We start from the raw sequence: 20,233 nt of genomic DNA, 5'->3' as shown, positions 1-20,233 counted from the left end.
CGTGCCTGTTGCCGGCGGAGCTTTGTCGGCCAAATCGGGAGCATGGAATTGCAGGACGGAACTTTCAATCCTTTGGGATCGGCGACCAGGACGCGTCTTCGGCATGCGAAATCGCCTCTGGCCGGGGCGTCGATGATCGCGCTTGCCCTGCCGGAACGCCACTCGGCGCTGTCGGGCGCGCTTCCGGCTCGCGCATCTTTGCCAGGGCTGGCGCTCTGAAACTTCGGACGGACCAAAAAATCCGCCGGCAACGGCGACATCACCCGATGGTTCGAAACAAACGATGAGAAGGGTATGTCCAACCATGAAGGCAAGATGGTTTTTTGCTGCCCTGCTCTGCCTCCTTTGCGCCGGCTGCAGCAGCGGCGATGCGCGCATGAGTGCGTTGCGCGCCGACATGGCCGGCCGCCAGGCGGCCGCGGAGATTGCGGCCAGCCGTCCCGGTGCCACATCGCAAGATAAAGAACGCGCCAAGGGCTATGCCGCCGCGCAATCGTGCATCGATCAGTTGCAGGCGCATTCCAGGGCCACGCAGGCGGCAAACATGGCGACGAAAGCCGGAATGGCCGCTGTCGGTTTCGCCGGACCGGGCGGCGCATTGGCGACGCGCGCGATGGGCCCGGTCAACGGCATGGCGATACGAAACCAGGGACACTCCCGGGTCGCCTGCTAATGCATGTCGCCCAAAAGTGCGCGGCGGTTTTGGGACACCGACATGCATAAAAACAAAGACTTAAAGGCCGGCGCGCTTCAGGCGCCGCCCGGATGGATGATCTCATCAAACTTCAAGGTAATCTGGAGATGCATTGGAACCGCTATTTCATTCGTTTTGCTCTCGCATCACTTGCAGCATTCGGGCTGGCTGCATGCCAGAGTCCTCAATCCAGTTTTCAGGGAGAGAATTTTTCAGGCGAAACGCGAGCCCTGGAAAAGCAGCTGAACGCTGAAGCAGCAGCCTTCGGTACTGTTCAAGGCGCGACAAGCATCGCGGCGTCCGCCGATCCGACAGGCATTTCCAACATCGTCAAAGCCCCAGTCGCTATGGCCGCGCGCAACGCCATGGCGAAAAGCGCCAACGCGCGCATGGATGCCCAACTGGCCCGTGACGAACAGACGCTCTATCGCCGCTACGGCATGAACCCCGACGGCACGCCTTCTGGGAAAAAGCCTGTCGTTGGCCAGTGACGGCGCTTCGCGCCGGCCAACCAGATCAAGCCTCTGCCGCCGAAGCCGGGGCCGCGCCTCGTTTGGCTTCGCGCCCCGCCTTGAACGGGGTGAAGCGCCGCGACAGCCGGTCCAGCAGTACATAGACGACCGGCGTGGTGAACAGCGTCAGCACCTGGCTGACGATGAGCCCGCCGACGATGGCGTAGCCCAGCGGCTGGCGCAGCTCGGAGCCTGCGCCGTGGCCGAGCATCAGCGGCACGCCGCCCAGCATTGCCGCCATCGTCGTCATCAGGATCGGCCGGAACCGCATCAGCGCCGCCTGCTTGATCGCCGCCTCGCTGGTCAGCCCCTGGTCGGCCTCCGCCTTCGTGGCGAAGTCGACCAGCATGATGCCGTTCTTCTTGACGATGCCGATCAGCAGGATGACGCCGATCATCGCCACCAGGCCGAAATCGAACCCGGCCAGCATCAGCGCGATCAGCGCGCCAAGCGCCGCCGACGGCAAGGTCGACAGGATGGTGAGCGGGTGGATGAAACTCTCATAGAGCACGCCCAGGATGAGATAGACCACGATCAGCGAGGCGCCGATCAAAAGCGGCACGGTTGACAGCGAGTCCTCGAACGCCTTGGCGCTGCCGGCGAAGGATCCTTCCAGCGAGGCCGGCGGCTTCAGCGCCGTCATCGCCTGCTGGATGGCGTTGGTCGCATCGCCCAGCGCCACGTTGGGCGCCAGGTTGAACGACACCGTCACCGCCGGGAACTGACCCTGGTGGTTGATCGAAACGGGCGCCACGCCCCGCGTCGTCCAGTGCGCGACATTGGCCAGCGGCACCAGCGTGCCCGATGCCGACTTCACCGACAGCCGCTCCAGCGTCGCGACATCCTGCTGCAGGCCGGGCAGCACTTCCAGCACGACATGGAACGTGTCGGTCTGCGTCGTGTATTGCGCCACCTGGCGCTGGCCGAAGGCGTCGTAGAGTGTCTGGTCAATGGTGTCGGGCGCGACGCCGAACAGCGAGGCCGCCGCTCGGTCGATGGTCAGCATCAGCGTCGGCGCCTGCTGCTGCTGGTCGCTGGCGACATCGGCAAGCTCGGGCAGTTTCTTCAGCGCCCCCACCACCTTGGGTGACCATGCACCGAGCTCGTCTATGTCGCTGTCCTCCAGCGTGTACTGGTACTGCGTCTTGGCCGGGCGGGCGCCGATGTTGATGTCCTGCGCCGCCTGCATGAACAGCTGGATGCCCTGTACCGGCACCAGCGCGGCGCGCAGCCGCGCGATCACCTCCTGCGCCGAGGCATCGCGCTGGTTCTTCGGCTTCAGCGTGATGTTGACATGGCCCTGGTTCAGCGCGTTGCCGCCATTGCCGCCGCCGACATCCATGAACACGCTGTAGACGGCCGGGTCTTTCAGCACCACGGCGCTGACCTTCTCCTGCAGCTTGACCATCTCCGCGTAGGAGACATCAGGCGAGGCCTGTGACAGGCCGTTGATGAAGCCGGTGTCCTGCTCGGGGAAGAAGCCCTTGGGAATGACGATGAACAACCATGCGGTGGCGGCGACCGTCGCCAGGAACACGATGAGCGTCGCCACCTGATGGCGAAGCACCACGTCGAGCCCGCGCCCATAGGCATTCTGCAGCGCCTCGAAGGCGCGTTCGCTCCAGCGATAGAGGCGGCCATGCTGGCGGCCCTCCATCGGCTTGATCAGATAGGCTGCCATCATCGGCGTCAGCGTCAGCGAGACGATGGTGGAAATGGCGATCGTCAGGGTCAGCGTCAGCGCGAATTCGCGAAACAGCCGGCCGACGATGCCACCCATGGCCAGGATCGGGATCAGCACCGCGACCAGCGACAGGCTGATCGAGACGATGGTGAAGCCGACTTCCTTGGAGCCGTTGAAGGCGGCCCGCATCGGCGTTTCGCCGGCCTCGATGTGGCGGCTGATGTTTTCCAGCATGACGATGGCGTCGTCGACGACGAAGCCGACAGCCACCACCAGCGCCATCAGCGACAGATTGTCGAGGCTGAAGCCGAACAGCCACATCGGCGCCAGCGCGCCGAGCAGCGCCAGCGGCAGCGTCGCCGCCGGGATCAGCGTCGCGCGCAGATTGCGCAGGAAGATGAAGATCACCAGCACCACCAGCGCGATGGTGATCATCAGCGTGAACTGCACGTCGGAGACCGAGGCGCGGATGGTCGTGGTGCGGTCGGTGACGAGGTCGAGCTTGATCGACGGCGGCAAGGAGGCCTGCAGGCGCGGCAGCTCGGCCTTGATGCGGTTGACCACTTCGATGACGTTGGCGCCGGGCTGGCGGAAGACATCGACGGCGATGCCGCGTTTGCCGTTGGTCCAGTGCGCCATCTTGACGTCTTCGGGCCCGTCCACCGCCTGGCCGATGTCGCGGATGCGCACCGGGCCGCCATTGCGGTAGGCCACGACCGCGTCGCTCCAGCCGGCGGCGTCGGTGATCTGGTCGTTGTTGTAGATCGGGAAGGTGCGGCTCTTGTCGTCGAGATTGCCTTTCGGCTCGCTGACGCTGAGCCCGGTGATGGCCGTGCGCACATCCTCCAGCGTGATGCCGGCGGCCCCCAGCCTGCCCGGATCGACGGCGATGCGGATCGCCGGCTTCTGGCGCCCGCCAATATTGACCTGGGCGACGCCGGAGATCTGGCTGATGCGCTGCGCGACGCGGGTTTCGACGAATTCGTCGACATCGATCAGCGGCATGCTGTCGGAGGTCGCGGAAAGCTGCAGCACCGGCGCGTCCGCCGGGTTGACCTTGCGAAATGACGGCGGTGACGGCAGGTCCTTGGGCAGCTGGCCGCTGGCGGCGCTGATGGCCGTCTGGATGTCGCTGCCCGCCGCATCGATGTCACGGTCGAGATCGAACTGCACGGTGATCTGTGTCGAGCCGAGCGAACTGGATGACGTCATTTCGGTGACGCCGCTGACCTGGGACAGTTGCGTCTCCAGCGGCTGCGCGACGGAGGACGCCATTGTCTCGGGCGCCGCGCCCGGCAGGTTCGCCGAGACCTGGATGGTTGGAAAGGCGATTTCGGGCAGTGCCGAGACGGGAAGCCTTGGATAGGCGAAGACGCCGATCAGCAATATGCCGACCATGATCAGCGTGGTGGCGACCGGCCTGCGGATGAAGGGATCGGACGGGCCCCGGCTCACGGCGCGACGTCCGTGGCGACGGTCGTGGCCGCCTTCGGCGCGGCGCCGTCCGCCTTTGGCGCGTCCGGCGCATTGCCGGCGTCTGGCGCCACCGCGACCATCGTGCCGTCGCCGACCTGTTCTCGGCCCTGCGACACGATGCGGTCGCCGGCGGCGAGACCCTTGGTGACCAGGGACCGTCCGTCGGTGCTGACATCGACGTCGACGACCTGGCGGCGCGCCTTGCCCTGCGCGTCGACGACATAGGCGTAAAGCCCGTCGACACCGCGCGACAGCACAGCGTCGGGAACCACGGTGCCGTGGCGCACCGCGACCGTCAGCCGGGTCGCCACCGGCAGACCGGGCCACAGTTTGCCGTCCGAATTGTCGAAGGTGGCGCGCAGCTTGATCGAGCCGTTGGCGGCATCGACATTGTTGTCCATCAGCGTGAGCTTGCCGGTGGCCAGCACCGTCTGCGTATCGGTGGACAGGGCCTCGACGGTCGCGATATTGTCCTTCATCGCCTGCCTGATCTCGCCGAAGCGGTCGCCCGGCGCGACGAAGACGACGCCGATCGGATCGAACTGGGTGATGGTGACAATGCCGGTGGTGGAGCCGGAATTGACCATGCCGCCGAGATCGACGCTGCGGAAACCGGTACGCCCGGTGAACGGCGCGCGGATGGTGGCGAAGCCGAGCTGCGCCTGCGCGCTCGCCACCGCCGCCTGGTCGGATTTGATGGCGGCTTCCAGCTGGTGGACCGTGGAGGTCTTCTGGTCGAGGGCCTCGGCCGAGATGATGTCCTTCTTGGCGAGTGCGGAATAGCGGTCGGCGTCGGAGCGCGCGCTGTCGAGCGAGGCCTGGTCCTGCGCCTGCTTGGCCTGCGCGCCCGCGAACGCTGCCTGGAACTGGCGCGGATCGACCTGCGCGAGAATGTCGCCCTGGTGGACGATGTCGCCTTCCGAGAAGGGTAGCGCGGTCACTTCGCCATCGACGCGGCTCTGGATGGTGACGGTGCGCAGCGGTGCGACGACGCCGATGCCGGCGATGATCTTGTCGATGTCGCCCTCGGCGGCGGTCACCACGCTGACATGCACCTTGCCGGCATCCGTCGATGCCGCGGCATTGGCGACGGAGGGTTTTGGGGAGAGGATGGCGGTGACCGTGGACCAGTGCGTTCCCGCCCACAGCGCCGCGCAGGCCAAAAGCACAGCACCCCCCGCCGTGACGGCGCGTGCATTCCGGTTGCTCATGTGGATGTGTCCTCTATCAGCGGATGCTTAACGGGGCCCGGCGGTTTCCGTTCCCGTGGCCGGCGACCGGCAAACGTCATGCGGGCCATGGTAGTCCCGTCGGTTTGACCCGTGCTGAACGAGGCCGTTCAGCTTCAGTTAAGGTGAAACAGCATGCTGTCCTCATTCATCGGTTGCGCACGCGGTGTGTCAGGGGTGGGCGACGAGCAGGTGTTTCCTCCGAAAGATCGTTCCGAAGACCGGTGCCCCTTCCCGCTCAGGAATTCTCGCGGAAGAACTTCTTCACGGTCTTCACCACGCCGGCGTCGGAGACGGCATAGCCGGGCAGCGCGTTGACCGCGCGGCGGTATTCGGTGCCACTGATGATCTCGCGCAGCCGCTCCACCGGCCGCGAGTTCAGGATGTTGCTGCGGCACAGGAAGAAATAGTCCTCGGTGATGACATGGACGAAGTCGAGGTCGAACTCGACAGCAGCGGCCTCGACGCCGAAGCCGGTGTCGGCCATGCCTCTGGCGACATGGGCGGCCACCGCCGCGTGGGTCATCTCGACATTCTGGTAGCCGGTGATCCCGTCCGAATTGATCTTGCCTTGCGCCAGCAGCTGTTCGAACAGAAGCCGCGTGCCCGAGCCGATATCGCGGTTGACGAAGCTGATGCCGGAATCGACCAGCGACTGGATGCCGGTGATGCCCAGCGGGTTGCCGCGCTTCACGAAAAGGCCCATCTCGCGGGTGACGAAGCCCAGCACGCAATAGATGCTGGGATCCAGCCACCGCTTGCAGTCGGCCGCCGCGCGCTTGCGCAACTCGCCATGCGGCAAATGAATGGCGGCGAGTTCGCATTCCTGCGCGCGCAGCGATTCCAGCGACGCCTGATTGGTCATGTAGCGGACATCGATGTCCGTTTTCGGCTCCTGGGCCAGGAAGTCGCTCAGCTTGGAGATCGCGAAGCCGTGGCTGGCATGGATCCGCACGCGCGGCGGCACGTCGGGCAGCAGGCTTGCCAGCTCCATCTCCAGTTCCTGCGCGATGTTGTGCAGTTGCGGACCAAGCCGCGCCTTCAGGTGCTGCTCGGCCCACACCAGCTTGTTGCCCAGCGCCGTCAGCTGCGTGCCCTTGCCACGGCGCCGCTCGACCAGCGGCTCGCCGAAAAAGGCCGACCACTGGTCGACCAGGTTCCAGGCATGGCGATAGGACATGCCGGTATGTTCGGCGGCGGTCGCCAGCGTGCCGGTCGACTTGACCTCGCGCAATATGCCCAGGATCACGCGCATCGAATGCGGCGACGTCTCACTGGTAAAATGCCATGTCGCTTCGATGTTGATACGGACCATTGTGCTCCCTCTCCCCGGTCGATCCGCATTCACGCGTCCGCCACAACAGTGATTGACCGGGGCGTTCTCCGCCAGATCGAATGCCTTTTTGCCTCACGGACATCGAAAAAAATGATGAAGCAGGCCTGGCAGGAAACCGAAATTCGACTTCAAATAGCACGCTATGTCATCGGTGGCGTCGCCAGCAATATGAAGTCCACGACATATTGATGTGACTATAACGATCGTTTTGAAATTGCGGATAGCCGCACCTGCCCGCTTCACGCGCGCCCGGCAAAATGACGTTTCACGCACACTTCAGCGCTTTTGCGCCGCGATGCCGCGCCTGCATGTCGCAATTCAGGCTTTGGCGGACTTGGCGGGGAAAGTCGGCGGCATCGGACATATCCGAAATCCCAGCGGACTCGCTTCGGAAATCAACGCGCGGAGCGTCGATTTCTCCGCCCGGATCAGGCCGCCAAGGCACATTTTCACCGGCAAAACATATCATATTTACAGGCCTCGACGGCTGCCCATATGCCTAGGGAAGCAAGTGGCCCCTCGTGGGCTGGCGCCATGGGAGAGAGACGATGAACGACATGACGGTGCGCGGAAAACAGGATCTCCTGATCGGCGGAAGGCGCGTCGCGCCGCTGTCGGGCCGCTATTTCGAAACGCTCAATCCCGCCACGGAACAGGTGATCGCGCTGGTCGCCGAGGCCGGCGCCGAGGATGTCGACGCCGCCGTACGCTCAGCCCGTGAAGCCTTTGAGGGCGCATGGGGCAACATGAAAGCCAGCGACCGTGGCCGGCTGATGCTCAAGCTCGCCGATCTCATCCGTCAGTCGGAAGACGAACTGGTGGCGCTGGAAAGCCTCGATTCCGGCAAGCCGGTCTCGGCCATCCGCCGCCAGGACCTGCCGGCTGTCATTGATACGCTGACCTATTATGCCGGCATGGCCGACAAGATAAACGGACAGGTCATCCCTGCCCGCACCGATGCGCTGACCTATACGGTGCGCGAGCCGCTCGGCGTCGTCGGCGCCATCATTCCCTGGAATTTCCCGCTGATGATCGGCATGTGGAAGCTGGCGCCAGCACTTGCCTGCGGCTGCACCGTGGTGCTGAAGCCAGCGGAGATCACGCCGCTCACCGCGCTCAGGATCGGCGAGCTGGCGCTTGAGGCCGGTTTCCCGGCCGGCGTCATCAACGTCGTGCCGGGCTTCGGCAAGATCGCCGGCCAGGCGCTGGTCGATCATCCCGATGTCGACAAGATCAGCTTCACCGGCTCGCCGGCGGTCGGCAAGCAGATCCTGCGCGGCGCGGCCGGCAACCTGAAGCGGGTGACGCTGGAACTCGGCGGCAAGTCCGCCAACATCATCTTCCCGGACGCCGATATCGACGCGGCGGTGAAGGCAGCCGCATCGGGCATCTTCTTCAACACCGGCCAGGTCTGCTCGGCCGGATCGCGCATCCTGGTGCACGCTTCCATTTACGATGAGGTCGTCGAGCGGCTGGCCGCTCGTGCCGCCTCGACCCGGATCGGCAACCCGGGGGAGACGTCCACGGCGATGGGCCCGCTGGTGTCGGAAGTGCAGATGAAGCGGGTGCTCGACTACATTGACATCGGCCGCAACGAAGGCGCCACCGTGGTGACCGGCGGCGGCCGCGCCGGCGACACCGGCTACTATGTGCAGCCGACCGTGTTTGCCGGCGTCGAGCACGACATGCGCATCTCGCAGGAAGAAATCTTCGGCCCGGTCGCGACCGTCATCAAGTTCACGGACGATGCCGACGCGCTGCGCATCGCCAACGGCACAGTCTACAGCCTCGCCGCCGGCGTCTGGAGCGCCGACATCGGCCGCGTGCATCGCTTCGCCCGCAAGCTGAAGGCCGGCACCGTTTGGATCAACACCTACGGCCCGACCGACATCCGCCTGCCATGGGGCGGCACGCGCGACTCCGGCTATGGCCGCGAGCACGGCGACATGGCCATCGAGAATTTCACCGAACCCAAGGTGGTCTGGATCAACACCGGTCACTAACGGCCGCTCAAACCAATCATCAACCGGCTTCGACAGAACCCGCCGCGGGCGGGATCGGGAGAGCCATGCCCAATCGGAAGGGAATTGCCATGCGTCTTGCAATCATCGGACAACAGGCTTTCGGCGCCAGCGTGCTCGACGCCTTCCTGAAGCGCGGCGACGAGATCGCCGGCGTGTTCTGCGCTCCGGAAAAGGAAGGCGCGAAACCCGATCCGCTCAAACTCGCGGCCCAGGAGCGCGGCCTGCGGATCTTCCAGTTCCCGTCGCTGAAGAGCACCCCGGCCCGGGACGTGCTGCGCGGGCTCGATGTCGATCTCGGCGTCATGGCCTATGTGCTGCAATTCGCGCCGCAGGATTTCGTCTCCATCCCGCGCTTCGGCATGATCCAGTACCATCCCTCGCTGCTGCCCACCTATCGCGGCCCGAGCTCGATCAACTGGCCGATCATCAAGGGCGACACCAAGACCGGCCTGACCATCTTCCGCCCCAATGACGGCCTCGACGAAGGCCCGGTGGTCCTGCAGAAGACCGTCGCCATCGGCCCCGACGACACTCTGGGCAGCCTCTACTTCAACCATCTCTTCCCGCTCGGCGTCGAAGCCATGCTGGAGGCCGCAGACCTGGTGGTGGCCGGCCGCAACCAGGAGGTCGTCCAGGACGAGAACCAGGCGAGCTACGAAGGCTGGTGCCGCGACAAGGAAGCCCGCGTCAACTGGCATGCCCATATCGACCACACCTACAATCTGATCCGTGGCTGCGATCCCTCCCCGGGCGCATGGACGATGATCGGCGACACCAAGCTGCGCATCTATGAAACGCGCAAGCATCCCGTACGCCGCTTTGGCGACGTCGCCGGCAAGCCCGGCGAGATCGCTTCGATCGGCGAAAAGGGAGTCGAGATCATCGTCCAGGGCGGGAAGCTCGAACTGCTCAAGGTCCGGCCCGAGGGCGGCGCGAAAATGTCGGCGGCGGAGTTCTTCAAATCAGCCGGCGTCACCGCGGGCAGCGCCATCGACGACCGCAAGACTTTTTCCGAAGCGGCCTGACCAGGGCGAGACGCCAACCATCGGTCGCCGGCACCGGCGATCGCGGTGACGCGGGAATCGGGTGGCGCACGCCCGGTCAGCATGCAAATCCATGGCGGCTTGCACGAAAGGGGCCGCCATGCTCACGCTTCATGACTACCTGCCCTCGCAAAATGGCTGGAAGGCCAGGGTCCTGCTCGGGCTGCTCGATATCCCATACAAGACGCGCATCGTGTCCATCTTCGAGGGCGAGAGCCACACGGACGCCTTCCTGAGGCTCAATCCGGCCGGCGCCGTCCCGGTCCTGGAACTGGAGGATGGGCGCTCGATTGCTGAATCGAACGCCATCCTCGCCTATCTCGCCGAGGCCACGCCCTTTCTGCCGGCTGACCGCTTTCATCGCGCCAAGGTAGTGCAGTGGCTGTTCTTCGAGCAGTACCATGTCGAGCCGGTGATCGGCTCGCTGCGTTTCTGGACGTTGACGGGGCGACTGGAGCGCAACAAGGCGATGGTCTCCGGCAAGCGCGAAGCCGGCGCCCGCACGCTCGCCGCGCTGGAACGCAGCCTCGCCGACGCTCCGTACCTCGCCGGCGACGAACTGACCATCGCCGATATCGCTGTTTACGCCTACAGCCACCGAGCCGAGGATTGCGGCTTCATGTTGAAAGACTATCCAGCATTCAGCGCCTGGGTTGACCGCGTGCGCGAAGCGATCGGCCCCGGCTACCCCGTGCATCCCTACAGCATCGATCCGCATTCCGGCGCCTGAGCCGAGCCGCCTGGCGTCAGCCCTTGGGCGGCGCCACATCCCAGGGCGCAACCCAATCGCCGGCGACGCGCAGCGCCACGCCGGCGTCGTCCTCGATGAGCTTGCACACGGTCATTTCGCCGGCGCCCATGCCGTAGCGCGCGCCGGCCTCCTTGAAGCGATCATGCGTGGCGCGCGTCAGTTCGCTACGCGTGCCGGTTTCCGCCAGCAGTTCCTCGATCAGGCCGAGATCCTTCAGGCAGAGCGCGATCGGGAAGGACGGGTCGTAATGCCCGGCAAAGATCGACGGCACGTCGTGCTGCAAAACGAAACTGTCGGCGGCCCCACCCTTCATCACCTCCCACCACACATCCGGCTCCAGCCCGGCGAGCTTGGCGGTGACCATCGCCTCGCCGATGGCCGCGGCGTGGATCTTCCACAGCTGGTTGTTGACCAGCTTGGCGACATAGCCATTGCCATGCTTGCCGACGCGGCGAACCTCGCCCATCGCCTCGATCACCGGCCTGACCACCGCGATATCCGCGTCCTCGCCGCCGACGAACATCGGCATGTCGCCGCGTATGGCGGCATCGACCGAACCGGTCACCGGTGCATCGACGGGATGGCCGCCCTTCTCAGTGAATTCAGCCGCCAGTTCGCGCATCAGCTTCGGGCTGGAGGTGGTCAGGTCGATCCAGTATTTGCCCTGGCAATTCGTCGACAGGAAGCCATGCGGGCCGCGCACCACCTGCCCGATCTCCTTTGGCCCGAACACCATGGTGACGACGACGTCGCAGCGGTCGAGCACGTCGGCCGCATGCAGCCCCGTCTCGGCGCCCTTGGCCACCAGCACCGCCGTCGCCTCGTCGCGAATGTCGTGGACGACCATGGCGAAGCCCGCCCGCCGGATGTTGAGCGCGGCGTTGCGGCCCATCATGCCAAGACCGATGAAACCCACTTTCATGCAAGAACTCCCTCAAGCCACCGGCGCGGTCGCCGGACACGGCCAAGCTGCGGCATGGAACGGCGCGGCGCAACTTTGGCCGCCGACATCCGATGGTCCAGGAGCGCCCGGCGCATGCTTGCATCGGGTCTGACGAGGATAGGAGCTGCTTCGGTGGGGCCACGTCGCTTTCCCGATACCAAGCGGCCGTATATGGCAGCGCAAAACCCCGCCGGCATGCGACGACTTCCGTTCGAACCGTGGGAAGACGCAACGTGCACAAGACCATCCCGACCCTCGTCGGCTTTTCGGCCATCCTGACCTGGTCATTCCTGGCATTGCTGTCGACGGCAGCAGGCCCGATCCCGCCATTCCAGCTCGCGGCGATGACCTTCCTGCTAGGCGGTCTCGTCGGCGCCAGCAGCTGGATTTTCCGCCCGGCCGCGCTCAAATCGCTGCGGCAGCCATGGCAGGTCTGGGCGACGGGCACGGCGGGGCTGTGCATCTACCACTGCGCCTATTTCTTCGCGATCCAGTCGGCGCCGCCCGTCGAGGTCAGCCTGATCGCCTATCTGTGGCCGTTGCTGATCGTCGTCTTCGCCGCCTTCCTGCCGGGCGAGCGATTGAAGGCCCACCACCTCGTCGGCGTCTTCCTTGGTCTCGCCGGCGCCATCGTCGTCATCACCAAGGGCGGCCAGGTCGGGCTGGCCAATGGGGTGATGCCGGGCCATGTCATCGCGCTGTTCTGCGCCTTCATCTGGTCGGGATATTCGGTCATCTCGCGCCGCTTCGGCAAGGTGCCGACCGATGTCGTGGCCGGCTATTGCTTCATCACCGCCGCCGTCGCCTTCGCCCTGCATCTGGCGCTTGAACCTACCGTCTGGCCACAGACCCCGACGCAGTGGACCGCCATCGCCATTCTCGGCGCCATACCGCTCGGAGCCGGCTTCTACGCCTGGGACTATGGCTGCAAGCACGGTGACATCATGATCCTGGGCGCCCTCTCCTACGCCGCACCCCTGTTTTCGGTCATCGTGCTTCTGCTGGCCGGGTTTGGCGCCTTCCACTGGTCGGTCGCACTCGCCTGCATCCTGATCACGGTCGGCGCCGTGGTCGCCGCCAGGGATTTGCTGTTCAAGCCACGCCAAGCGGTGGCCGAAGCAACGCTGGAAACGTGACGCGGCGATCTGATCGAGTTCAGACCGAGGGGCACGGATCGAAGGTCCAGGAAAGTGTGAACGGTTTTCCGTCCGGAATTGCGTTAAACAAGGAGGCCAGGACGGAGAAGCCCACTGTCATGAGCAGACATGCAGCCGTCGCACTCTACGTGGTGGCGATGGTGGTGATCATAGTCGGTGTGGATTTCCTGTTTCTCAGGGATCGTTTCTGGGAGCGGCTGGCGGTGAATATCGGCATCGTTGTTGTGTTTGCCGTTTTTTACTTCCTGTTCCTTCGGCGCAGTTGAACTGTCCGCGCTCTGATTTGTTCCTGGCCGGAAGGTCATTCGCCACCCATTGCGGGTATCGAGCCGATCTGACTGAAGCCAGAGGCACGCAGCGTCAGCGAATGATTTCGACCCCCTTGCGGACGACCTCTCACTCGGCGATCGAGCGGATGAGCCGGGCCGGATTTCCGCCGACAAGGCTGTTCGGCGGAACGTCCCTAGTGACGACCGAACCCGCCGCGACGACTGAATTCTCGCCCACTGTCACGCCGCCGATGATCGTCGCGCCGGCTGCTATCCAGACGTTTCTCTCGATCACAATGGGCTTTGCGATGACGCCAGCGCGCCGCTGGGACGGTTCGATGGGATGGCCGGACGTGATGATGCTCACATTCGGCCCGATCATCACATCGTCGCCGATGTCGAGCCCGCCAAGGTCATAGAAGGTGCAATTCTGATTGACGAAGACGTTGCGCCCGACGGTGATGTCGGACCCGCCGGTCGTGTAGAATGGTGGGATCAGCAGAAAACTGTCGTCTACCGGCTTGCCGATGAGCTCGCTGAACAACGCCCGTACTTCATCCGCGTCGTTGTATGTCAAACGGTTGAGCGTGGCGGTGATCGCCATGGCCCGCTTGACGTTTGCCGACATGGCCGCGGATTCCGGGGTTCTCCTGGGAATGAGGATGGTGCGATCATCATTGGCCATTCGATATTTTTCTCCGGACGCGGTCGAACGAGCGTTCGGCGCATGAGGGGCTCGCCGAGATTCGCGGGAGTGTAGTGACAAAGCGGAAGGGCCGGAATGAGCGACCGAGTCCGACCCATGGCGGATGCTGCAGACTGACTCCAGCGCATCTTGTTCTTGCAAGAAACCAAGCCTTAGCGCCTGAGGCATTAGGCTCGCCGACGATGACCTCTCTTGATCTCCTCATTGGGTTCGGCATGTCGGCGATCGCCTTGGCGGCAGCCGTCTGGATTATCGCGTCTGGAGGCTCTGACAGCAAGGCGATGTTCATGTTGTTTCTAGCGGTTGCGGCGCTTGGCTGGACAGTGGCAATGGCATATTCGTACCACCAGACCGACCACTGGCTCGCACGGTTTCCGGGACCGGTTACAATAAGCGCGCCAAGATGGCAGCGCATTCTGCTTTGCCTCTCACTGCTGTCACTGGCAGGCGTGCTCCTTTCCGGCGCGGCAATGGGCAAACCGGGCCACGGCGACGACTGGGAGTTCTCCCGGTTAGTGATCGTCGGCACCATTGGCTTGTTGGTCGCGATAGGCGCTCTTTGTCAGTTGCCGCGCCGAGAACTGGTGCTTGGCCTTGACGGGCTTGAATACCGATCACCGTGGGGGAGGCATTCCTATCGTTGGTCGGACTTCTCAGGGTTCCGTGTTTTCAATCCTCGCTGGGCCTACCTCATGTGCGAGTTCGCGCATCAGTCGCATCGCCGTTGGTTTGTTCGACGTGGACTGATGATTACTGCTCCGATGGGCGTATCCAAACACGCGCTCAAGACGCTGCTGATCGCATGGCAGGCACGCGCGCTCTCCAACGCCTCGGCATCTGCCGCTGCATCCCCAGCGATGGAATCTGATCCGCGCCCGCGCGGACGATCGCTTCTCGACTACGCCTAGAGGATCATCCCGGGAGGCGGAATCCGGCTTTCGGAAAAGATCTCGACTTAGGGTTTCTAGCGCTCCCCGTCCGCCTCGAGGTCACGATCCAGAAACACCTGGTCGCGCAACGGGATGCCGTCGACGAGCAGCCCTTCCGCATAACCGGTCGCCGGGCCGAAGGCGTCGCGCACGATCCGCTCCATGCGAAACCCCTGCCGCTGGTAGAAGCGCAGGTTGCCGGTGTCGGCGGCGGCGGTGGAAACGATCAGGCGGCGCCCGCCTTGTTCGCGGCAGAGAGCCACCGTCGCCTCGACCAGCGCGCGGCCGATGCCCTCGCCTTGCCTTGCTTCGCCCACCGCCATGCTCTTCAGCTCGAACACGCCGGGGTCATCGGTCTCGATGACCTGCGCATGGCCGATGATTGCATCGCCATCGCGGGCCACCAAAACCTCGCCAAGCGCGATGTAGCCGGCAATCTGGACTGCGGAATCATCGGCCAGGGTAAAGAACGGCAGCAGCGCGGCGCGGTAGGCCTGGTAAGTCTCGACGTGCATGGGCAGAAATCAGGACCTGGACTTCGATGTGGTGACTGCCGCTACCAAATCGGAGTCTTTGTGTCGATACCTCTCGATTCGAGTATCCGGCCATCGGAATCGATCAAGGATTCATTGAAGTAATACAGCACGTCGGGGGTATCTTCGATAACATAGTTCATTTGAACGACAGAGGCGCCCTGCTCGATGATCTGGGCCCGCAACCACTCATGATTGGAATGCCGCGCAATGCAACAACCAGGGTTGGAGTTCACCAGATCAGCTGCGGACGCGTAGCTGATTGACCCCAATTGCCGCCTCGCCATTTTACCCGCAACAATCGCGATGAGCTGCTGATCGCTCAGCTTCTCTCGATTGCTGTAGGCTATAGTCCAGGATACCAGCCCGAGCAGCACGAGCAGGACAAGAGTGGAAATAGACCACAGGAATTTCTTCATCTTCTTCCTGACATGCCGCGCAAATCGATATCACACGCATCGACGAACCTGTCGATGGCCTGCCGCACAACCTTGGGCAAACCGTCCTCGAGCAGAACATCGCTTCTCGGCATGCCCCGCCGCGCCTTCGCAGGTCAGCACGGCGCGCGCTTGTCCGGGCTCTTCCAGCCCTGTAGCTGCATCGAAAGCTCGCTCGCCGCGTCTCACGGCGACACGCCCAACTCCTTCAGCGCGGCCTTGGCCGCGATGTACTCAGTGAAGCCCTTGGGACAATTGCTGACGGCAATCCGGTAAAGCCGCATGGCTTCATCACCGTGTCCCTGCAACCGGTCGAGTTCGGCGGTGTAGAAATTGGCGTCGCACAGCCTTCCGGTTCTTGCGTTTGCGTTCCGGGCTTCAGCCGCCGCCTCCAGTATATCGGCGGGCGCTTGCTCCCCAAGCAACATCCGAACCACCGGCGCCGGCCATTTCCTCATGTCGAGCTTGCCGATCGCGTCCTGCAAATGGCTGGCCGCTCCACCGCGCCGTTCGGCCATGTCCAGCCAGATCGCGAGGTAGGCATTGTCGGGCCTGAGCGAGGCCGCCTGTTCGAAATCGGCTTGCGCCTTGGGCAGCGCGCCGGAATAGAAATGGACAACGCCCCGCTCAAGATAAGCAAAGGCATATTTCGGATCGAGATTGATTGCCTGGTCGTAGTCGGCGATCGCATGCCCAGAATCGTCCTTCCGTGCCCATGCCATGCCTCGGTTGTAATAAGATGCGGCGGGTTTCGGATCGAGACTGATCGCCCGGTCGTAGTCGGCGATGGCGCGATCATTATCGCCCTCGGCAGCCCAGGCCCTTCCCCGGTTGTTGTAGGCGTCGGCGGATTTCGGATCGAGCCCGATCGCCTTGTCGTAATCGGCGATGGCGAGATCATTGTCGCCCTTGCCTGCCCAGAGCAATCCCCGTTCGATGTAGGGGGGCACATATTTCGGGTCGAACTCGATTGCCTGGGCATAGTCGGCGATGGCGCGCAGGACATCCCCCTTTTGTGACCAGACAAGACCGCGGCTGTACTGGATTCTGGCGTTCTTCGGGTCAAGGCCGATCGCCTGGTCGAAATCCGCGATGGCGTGGTCATAGTCCCCCTTCTGGAACCATGCGACGGCTCTGCCGTGATATGCGATGATCGACTTTGGCGAGATGCCGATGACCGCGCTGTAATCCGCGATGGCGCCGTCGAAGTCTTTTAGCACCAGCCGGGCAGTGGCACGTTTGATGTAGGCAAATTCGAGGCTACCGGGCAGCCCCTGCGAAGCCTCGATCATGCGGGTGCAGGCGGCAATCCGCGCCGCCGGATCGGCCGCACCACTGCTGGTGCAGTCGCTGACGGCAGCGAGCGCCGGCAGCCCCGAAACGACCAGGATCGCGAGCCCGGCCAGCAACCGCCGGGAAATCCCTTGCCGTTCTCGGATCAACCCGGCCTCCGCTTTGCGCGAGAGCCCTGAAGCCGGCTCACGGCGTCACGCCCAACTCGCGAAGCGCGGACCTGGCACCATCGTATCCGCCGAAGCCCTTGGAACAGTCGCTGATGACGGCGCGGTAAAGCCGCAGCGCTTCATCGTTCCGCCCCTGCAGTTGGCTGAGTTCGGCCGTATAGAAATTGGCCTCGCACAGCTGTCCGGTCTTCGTGGTCGCATCCGGATCGTCGGCTGCCTTGAGTGTATCGGCGGGCGTCTGCTCGCCAAGCAGCATCCGGATCACCGGTGCCGGCCATTTCGTCATGTCGACCTTGCCGATCCAGCCCTTCAAATGGCTGCCAACGCCGCTGCGCCGCTGGGCCAGGTCCAGCCAGATCGCGGAATACGCAAAGTCGGGCTTGAGCGTGGCCGCCTGTTCGAAATCGGCCCGCGCCTTGGCCAGCGCGCCGGAATAAAAATAGACGATACCCCGGTCATAATAGGTGGCGGCATTTTTCGGATCGAGGGAAATCGAATGGCTGAGGTCATCGATGGCACGGGCATACTCGCCCATGGCATTCCATACCAGGCCACGAAACTGGTAGTATATAGCGCGACGATCTGGATGAGACGTGAGCGGCGATCTGGATGAGATTCTCAGGTCGCGGTCACGTGCAAATTATCATGCTGATTGTCGCTGGCAAGGCCTTCATCTATTTCTGATTGCCGCTCCGCGACAAGTTCGTGTTTGTTCTTGATTGTCGCGTAAGAGGCTGGCCTGCCGCGCTGGCGTTTGGCTTCCATGGCGGATCTGCGCCGGTAGCTTTCGACGTTCATCTCGAAGATCGTTGCGTGGTGAACAAGTCGGTCCACTGCGGCGAGGGTCATGGCGGGGTCCGGAAAGATTCTGTTCCATTCTCCGAAGGGCTGATTGGCGGTGATCATGATGGAACGCCGCTCATATCTTGCGCAGATGAGTTCGAAGAGCACGCTCGTTTCGGCCTGGTCCTTGGTGACGTAGGCCAGATCGTCGAGGATGAGCAGATCGAACTTGTCGAGCTTGGCGATGGCGGCTTCGAGCTGCAGCTCTCGCCGCGCGATCTGGAGCTTCTGCACGAGATCGGTGGTTCGGGCGAACTGCACGCGCCAGCCGTTCTCAATGAGGGCGAGTCCGATCGCTGCCGCAAGATGCGACTTTCCGCCACCGGGTGGGCCGAACAACAGGATATTGGCGCCCTTGGCGAGCCAGCTGTCACCGGCGGTCATGGCCATGACCTGGGCCTTGGAGACCATGGGTACGGCGTCGAAGGCGAAGCTGTCGAGCGTCTTTCCGGGCGGCAGATGCGCTTCGGCCAGATGCCGTTCGATCCTGCGATGTGCCCGTTCGGCCAGCTCATGCTCGGCGATGGCCGAGAGGAACCGGGCGGCGGGCCACCCCTCTCTATCGGCCTGCTCGGCAAATTGCGCCCAGAGCGTCTTGATCGTCGGTAGCCGGAGTTCGTTGAGCATGATGCCGAGGCGGGCTTCGTCGATGGTGTGGGCGTTGCTCATGCGACGTCTCCCACATGGGTTGCCCCGATCAGGGCTTCATAGCCGTTAAGGGAAGCGAGTTGCACCAAGACGGTCGGCAGCCGTGCGGGGTCCGGGCCGAGGAGGGTTCGCAAGACGGCAATATCGGGCAGGTCGCCGGCGTCGAGGGTCTCGGTGAGTTGCTCGGCAAGCTCACGCTCGCAGCCTCGATCGTGGGCCAGCGCCAGCAGATCGACCATGATCTTGCACGCCTGCCTGTCCGGCAGCCGCTCAATGAGCTCGTCGAAGGCCCTGCGGTATTCCTGCCGCGGGAAGAGCTTGTCACGATAGACGAGATTAAGAAGCGCCATCGGCTTTTTGCGCAGGGAAATGGATGACGTGCCGATAGTTGACGACCTGATCGTGCCTCCCGTCGGCATGGCCTCGGCCCCTGGGCAGCGTCATCAGCTTTGTTCCTCCCATAAAGACCTCGAGGCGATCATCGAACAGGCGGATGCGAAGCCGATGTCCGATCAGGCGGGAGGGAACGGTGTAGAAGACCTTGCGCAAGGTGAAGCCGCCGGTCCGCGACACGGTGACGACCACCTCCTCGAAGTCGCTGGTCCGCTGGTCTGGAAGTTCCTGCAGTTGAGGGCGTTCGGCATCGATGCGCTTGCCATGATTGGCGTTGTGCCGGCTGACGATCTCGTCGATGAAGGCTCGATACGCGCCGAGATCGTCGAAATTTCTGCTGCCGCGCATCAGAAGGGCGTCACGGATGGCATCCTTGAGATGGCCATGGCTGCTTTCGATCGAACCGTTCTCGTGCGCGATGCCCTTGTTGTTGCGGGTCGGCGTCATGCGGTAGTGCGCGCAAAGCTCTTCGTAGCGATGCGTGAGATCCTCCTTCGCATCGGCGCTGAGGTTGCGGAAAGCCGCCGACAGGCTGTCGCTGCGATGATAGAGCGGCGCTCCCCCAAGCGACCACAGCGCGTTCTGCAGTCCTTCGGCCAGGGCCACGAAGCTCTCGCCGCCGAGAATGACATGGGTGTGTTCAAAGCCGGACCAGGCGAGCCGGAAGTGGTAGAGTAGATGATCAAGAGACTGGCCGGCGATCGACACGTCAAGGCTGCCCATGTCGGTAAAATCCGATAGCCCGAGTCGGCCGGGTTCGTGAAGCTGGCGGAAGATAACCTCCTGCTCTTCGCCGTGGATGGCACGCCATGACCGGATGCGCCGCTCCAGCGTTCGGCGAATGCCCGCGCTCAGTTCCGGGTGCCGCCGCAGCATCTCCTCATAGATGGCGACAACACGGATGCCTGGCGCCGCCTTCAAAAGGGGAACGACCTCGGCATCGAAGATATGCTCGAGAGGGTCAGGCCTCCGCCGGCCACGAGCCTTTTGCTTTTGCGATGGCAGGTGCGCGTCCGTCTTGATGCGATAGGCCGTCGCCCTGCTGATCGACGCCTTGGCGGCGGCGACCTCGATAGAATTGTTTTGTCGGTACTTCATAAAAAGCCTCGTCTGATGATCGGTTACATGGCGACCCGGCACAAAGATGGTTCTCCATTCCAGAA

At 63.6% G+C, this 20,233-nt stretch carries 18 protein-coding genes and 1 pseudogene; 8 read left to right on the top strand and 11 right to left on the bottom strand.

Annotated features, from left to right (window positions below; translation table 11 throughout):
- Positions 1-376 precede the first annotated feature (376 nt).
- Positions 377-673: a hypothetical protein gene (locus tag LGH82_RS29310; RefSeq protein ID WP_227346019.1), complete on the top strand. Its 297-nt coding sequence runs from the start codon at positions 377-379 to the stop codon at positions 671-673.
- Between the two features lie 92 nt (positions 674-765).
- Positions 766-1,185: a hypothetical protein gene (locus LGH82_RS29305; RefSeq protein WP_227346018.1), complete on the top strand. Its 420-nt coding sequence runs from the start codon at positions 766-768 to the stop codon at positions 1,183-1,185.
- A gap of 25 nt (positions 1,186-1,210) precedes the next feature.
- On the opposite strand, the gene LGH82_RS29300 is transcribed toward LGH82_RS29305, so the two are convergent.
- The 3 genes from LGH82_RS29300 to LGH82_RS29290 all read right to left on the bottom strand — a co-directional run bounded on the left by LGH82_RS29300 (position 1,211) and on the right by LGH82_RS29290 (position 6,910).
- Positions 1,211-4,345, bottom strand: a complete 3,135-nt coding sequence (locus LGH82_RS29300; protein WP_227346017.1) for an efflux RND transporter permease subunit — start codon at positions 4,343-4,345, stop codon at positions 1,211-1,213.
- Positions 4,342-5,577 carry an efflux RND transporter periplasmic adaptor subunit gene (locus tag LGH82_RS29295; RefSeq protein WP_227346016.1) on the bottom strand — a complete coding sequence of 412 codons (1,236 nt, stop codon included), beginning with the start codon at positions 5,575-5,577 and terminating at the stop codon, positions 4,342-4,344. Before LGH82_RS29295 ends, LGH82_RS29300 begins: the two co-directional genes overlap by 4 nt.
- A 256-nt stretch (positions 5,578-5,833) precedes the next feature.
- Positions 5,834-6,910, bottom strand: a complete 1,077-nt coding sequence (locus tag LGH82_RS29290) for a substrate-binding domain-containing protein (RefSeq protein ID WP_227346015.1) — start codon at positions 6,908-6,910, stop codon at positions 5,834-5,836.
- 569 nt (positions 6,911-7,479) lie between these two features.
- On the opposite strand from LGH82_RS29290, the gene LGH82_RS29285 reads away from it, so the two are divergent.
- The 3 genes from LGH82_RS29285 (at position 7,480) to LGH82_RS29275 (ending at position 10,728) form a co-directional block, all read left to right on the top strand.
- Positions 7,480-8,934, top strand: coding sequence for an aldehyde dehydrogenase family protein (locus tag LGH82_RS29285; RefSeq protein ID WP_227346014.1), 1,455 nt, complete (start codon positions 7,480-7,482; stop codon positions 8,932-8,934).
- An 89-nt stretch (positions 8,935-9,023) separates the two neighbouring features.
- Positions 9,024-9,980 (top strand): methionyl-tRNA formyltransferase, encoded by a 957-nt coding sequence (locus tag LGH82_RS29280; protein WP_227346013.1) that lies wholly within the window; start codon positions 9,024-9,026, stop codon positions 9,978-9,980.
- A 118-nt stretch (positions 9,981-10,098) separates the two neighbouring features.
- Positions 10,099-10,728 (top strand): glutathione S-transferase family protein, encoded by a 630-nt coding sequence (locus LGH82_RS29275; RefSeq protein ID WP_227346012.1) that lies wholly within the window; start codon positions 10,099-10,101, stop codon positions 10,726-10,728.
- 16 nt (positions 10,729-10,744) lie between these two features.
- On the opposite strand, the gene LGH82_RS29270 is transcribed toward LGH82_RS29275, so the two are convergent.
- Entirely contained in the window at positions 10,745-11,671 is a 927-nt protein-coding gene (locus tag LGH82_RS29270; RefSeq protein WP_227346011.1) for an NAD(P)-dependent oxidoreductase, read from the bottom strand.
- 254 nt (positions 11,672-11,925) lie between these two features.
- Here LGH82_RS29270 and LGH82_RS29265 point away from each other — a divergent pair, with 254 nt between their 5' ends.
- Both LGH82_RS29265 and LGH82_RS29260 read left to right on the top strand, forming a co-directional pair.
- Positions 11,926-12,828: a DMT family transporter gene (locus LGH82_RS29265; RefSeq protein WP_227346010.1), complete on the top strand. Its 903-nt coding sequence runs from the start codon at positions 11,926-11,928 to the stop codon at positions 12,826-12,828.
- A gap of 119 nt (positions 12,829-12,947) precedes the next feature.
- Entirely contained in the window at positions 12,948-13,115 is a 168-nt protein-coding gene (locus LGH82_RS29260) for a hypothetical protein (RefSeq protein WP_227346009.1), read from the top strand.
- 130 nt (positions 13,116-13,245) lie between these two features.
- Here the strand turns inward: LGH82_RS29260 and LGH82_RS29255 are convergent, their stop codons facing one another.
- Positions 13,246-13,803, bottom strand: a complete 558-nt coding sequence (locus LGH82_RS29255) for a sugar O-acetyltransferase (protein ID WP_227346008.1) — start codon at positions 13,801-13,803, stop codon at positions 13,246-13,248.
- Between the two features lie 203 nt (positions 13,804-14,006).
- On the opposite strand from LGH82_RS29255, the gene LGH82_RS29250 reads away from it, so the two are divergent.
- Complete coding sequence (locus tag LGH82_RS29250; protein ID WP_227346007.1) at positions 14,007-14,732, top strand: hypothetical protein; 726 nt, start codon at positions 14,007-14,009, stop codon at positions 14,730-14,732.
- Between the two features lie 56 nt (positions 14,733-14,788).
- On the opposite strand, the gene LGH82_RS29245 is transcribed toward LGH82_RS29250, so the two are convergent.
- The 6 genes and pseudogenes from LGH82_RS29245 to istA all read right to left on the bottom strand — a co-directional run bounded on the left by LGH82_RS29245 (position 14,789) and on the right by istA (position 20,168).
- On the bottom strand, positions 14,789-15,268 hold the full coding sequence (locus LGH82_RS29245; protein ID WP_227346006.1) for a GNAT family N-acetyltransferase: 480 nt from the start codon (positions 15,266-15,268) through the stop codon (positions 14,789-14,791).
- Positions 15,269-15,309: 41 nt separating this feature from the next.
- Positions 15,310-15,705 (bottom strand): hypothetical protein, encoded by a 396-nt coding sequence (locus tag LGH82_RS29240; RefSeq protein WP_227346005.1) that lies wholly within the window; start codon positions 15,703-15,705, stop codon positions 15,310-15,312.
- 203 nt (positions 15,706-15,908) lie between these two features.
- Entirely contained in the window at positions 15,909-17,165 is a 1,257-nt protein-coding gene (locus tag LGH82_RS29235) for a tetratricopeptide repeat protein (RefSeq protein WP_227346004.1), read from the bottom strand.
- Between the two features lie 37 nt (positions 17,166-17,202).
- The gene (locus LGH82_RS29230) at positions 17,203-17,721 is read right to left on the bottom strand and encodes a tetratricopeptide repeat protein (RefSeq protein ID WP_227346003.1); all 519 of its coding nucleotides are present in this window, start codon (positions 17,719-17,721) and stop codon (positions 17,203-17,205) included.
- Positions 17,722-17,804: 83 nt separating this feature from the next.
- Entirely contained in the window at positions 17,805-18,698 is an 894-nt protein-coding gene (gene istB / locus LGH82_RS29225; protein WP_227344001.1) for an IS21-like element helper ATPase IstB, read from the bottom strand.
- A pseudogene (istA, locus tag LGH82_RS29220) lies at positions 18,695-20,168 on the bottom strand (IS21 family transposase). The gene istB and the pseudogene istA overlap by 4 nt, the downstream one beginning before the upstream one ends.
- Between the last annotated feature and the right edge of the window lie 65 nt (positions 20,169-20,233).

This window comes from Mesorhizobium sp. PAMC28654, from assembly GCF_020616515.1.
Lineage (GTDB): Bacteria > Pseudomonadota > Alphaproteobacteria > Rhizobiales > Rhizobiaceae > Mesorhizobium.
Note: the sequence above shows the minus strand (reverse complement) of the source record. Positions and strands in the feature narration are given on the sequence as shown.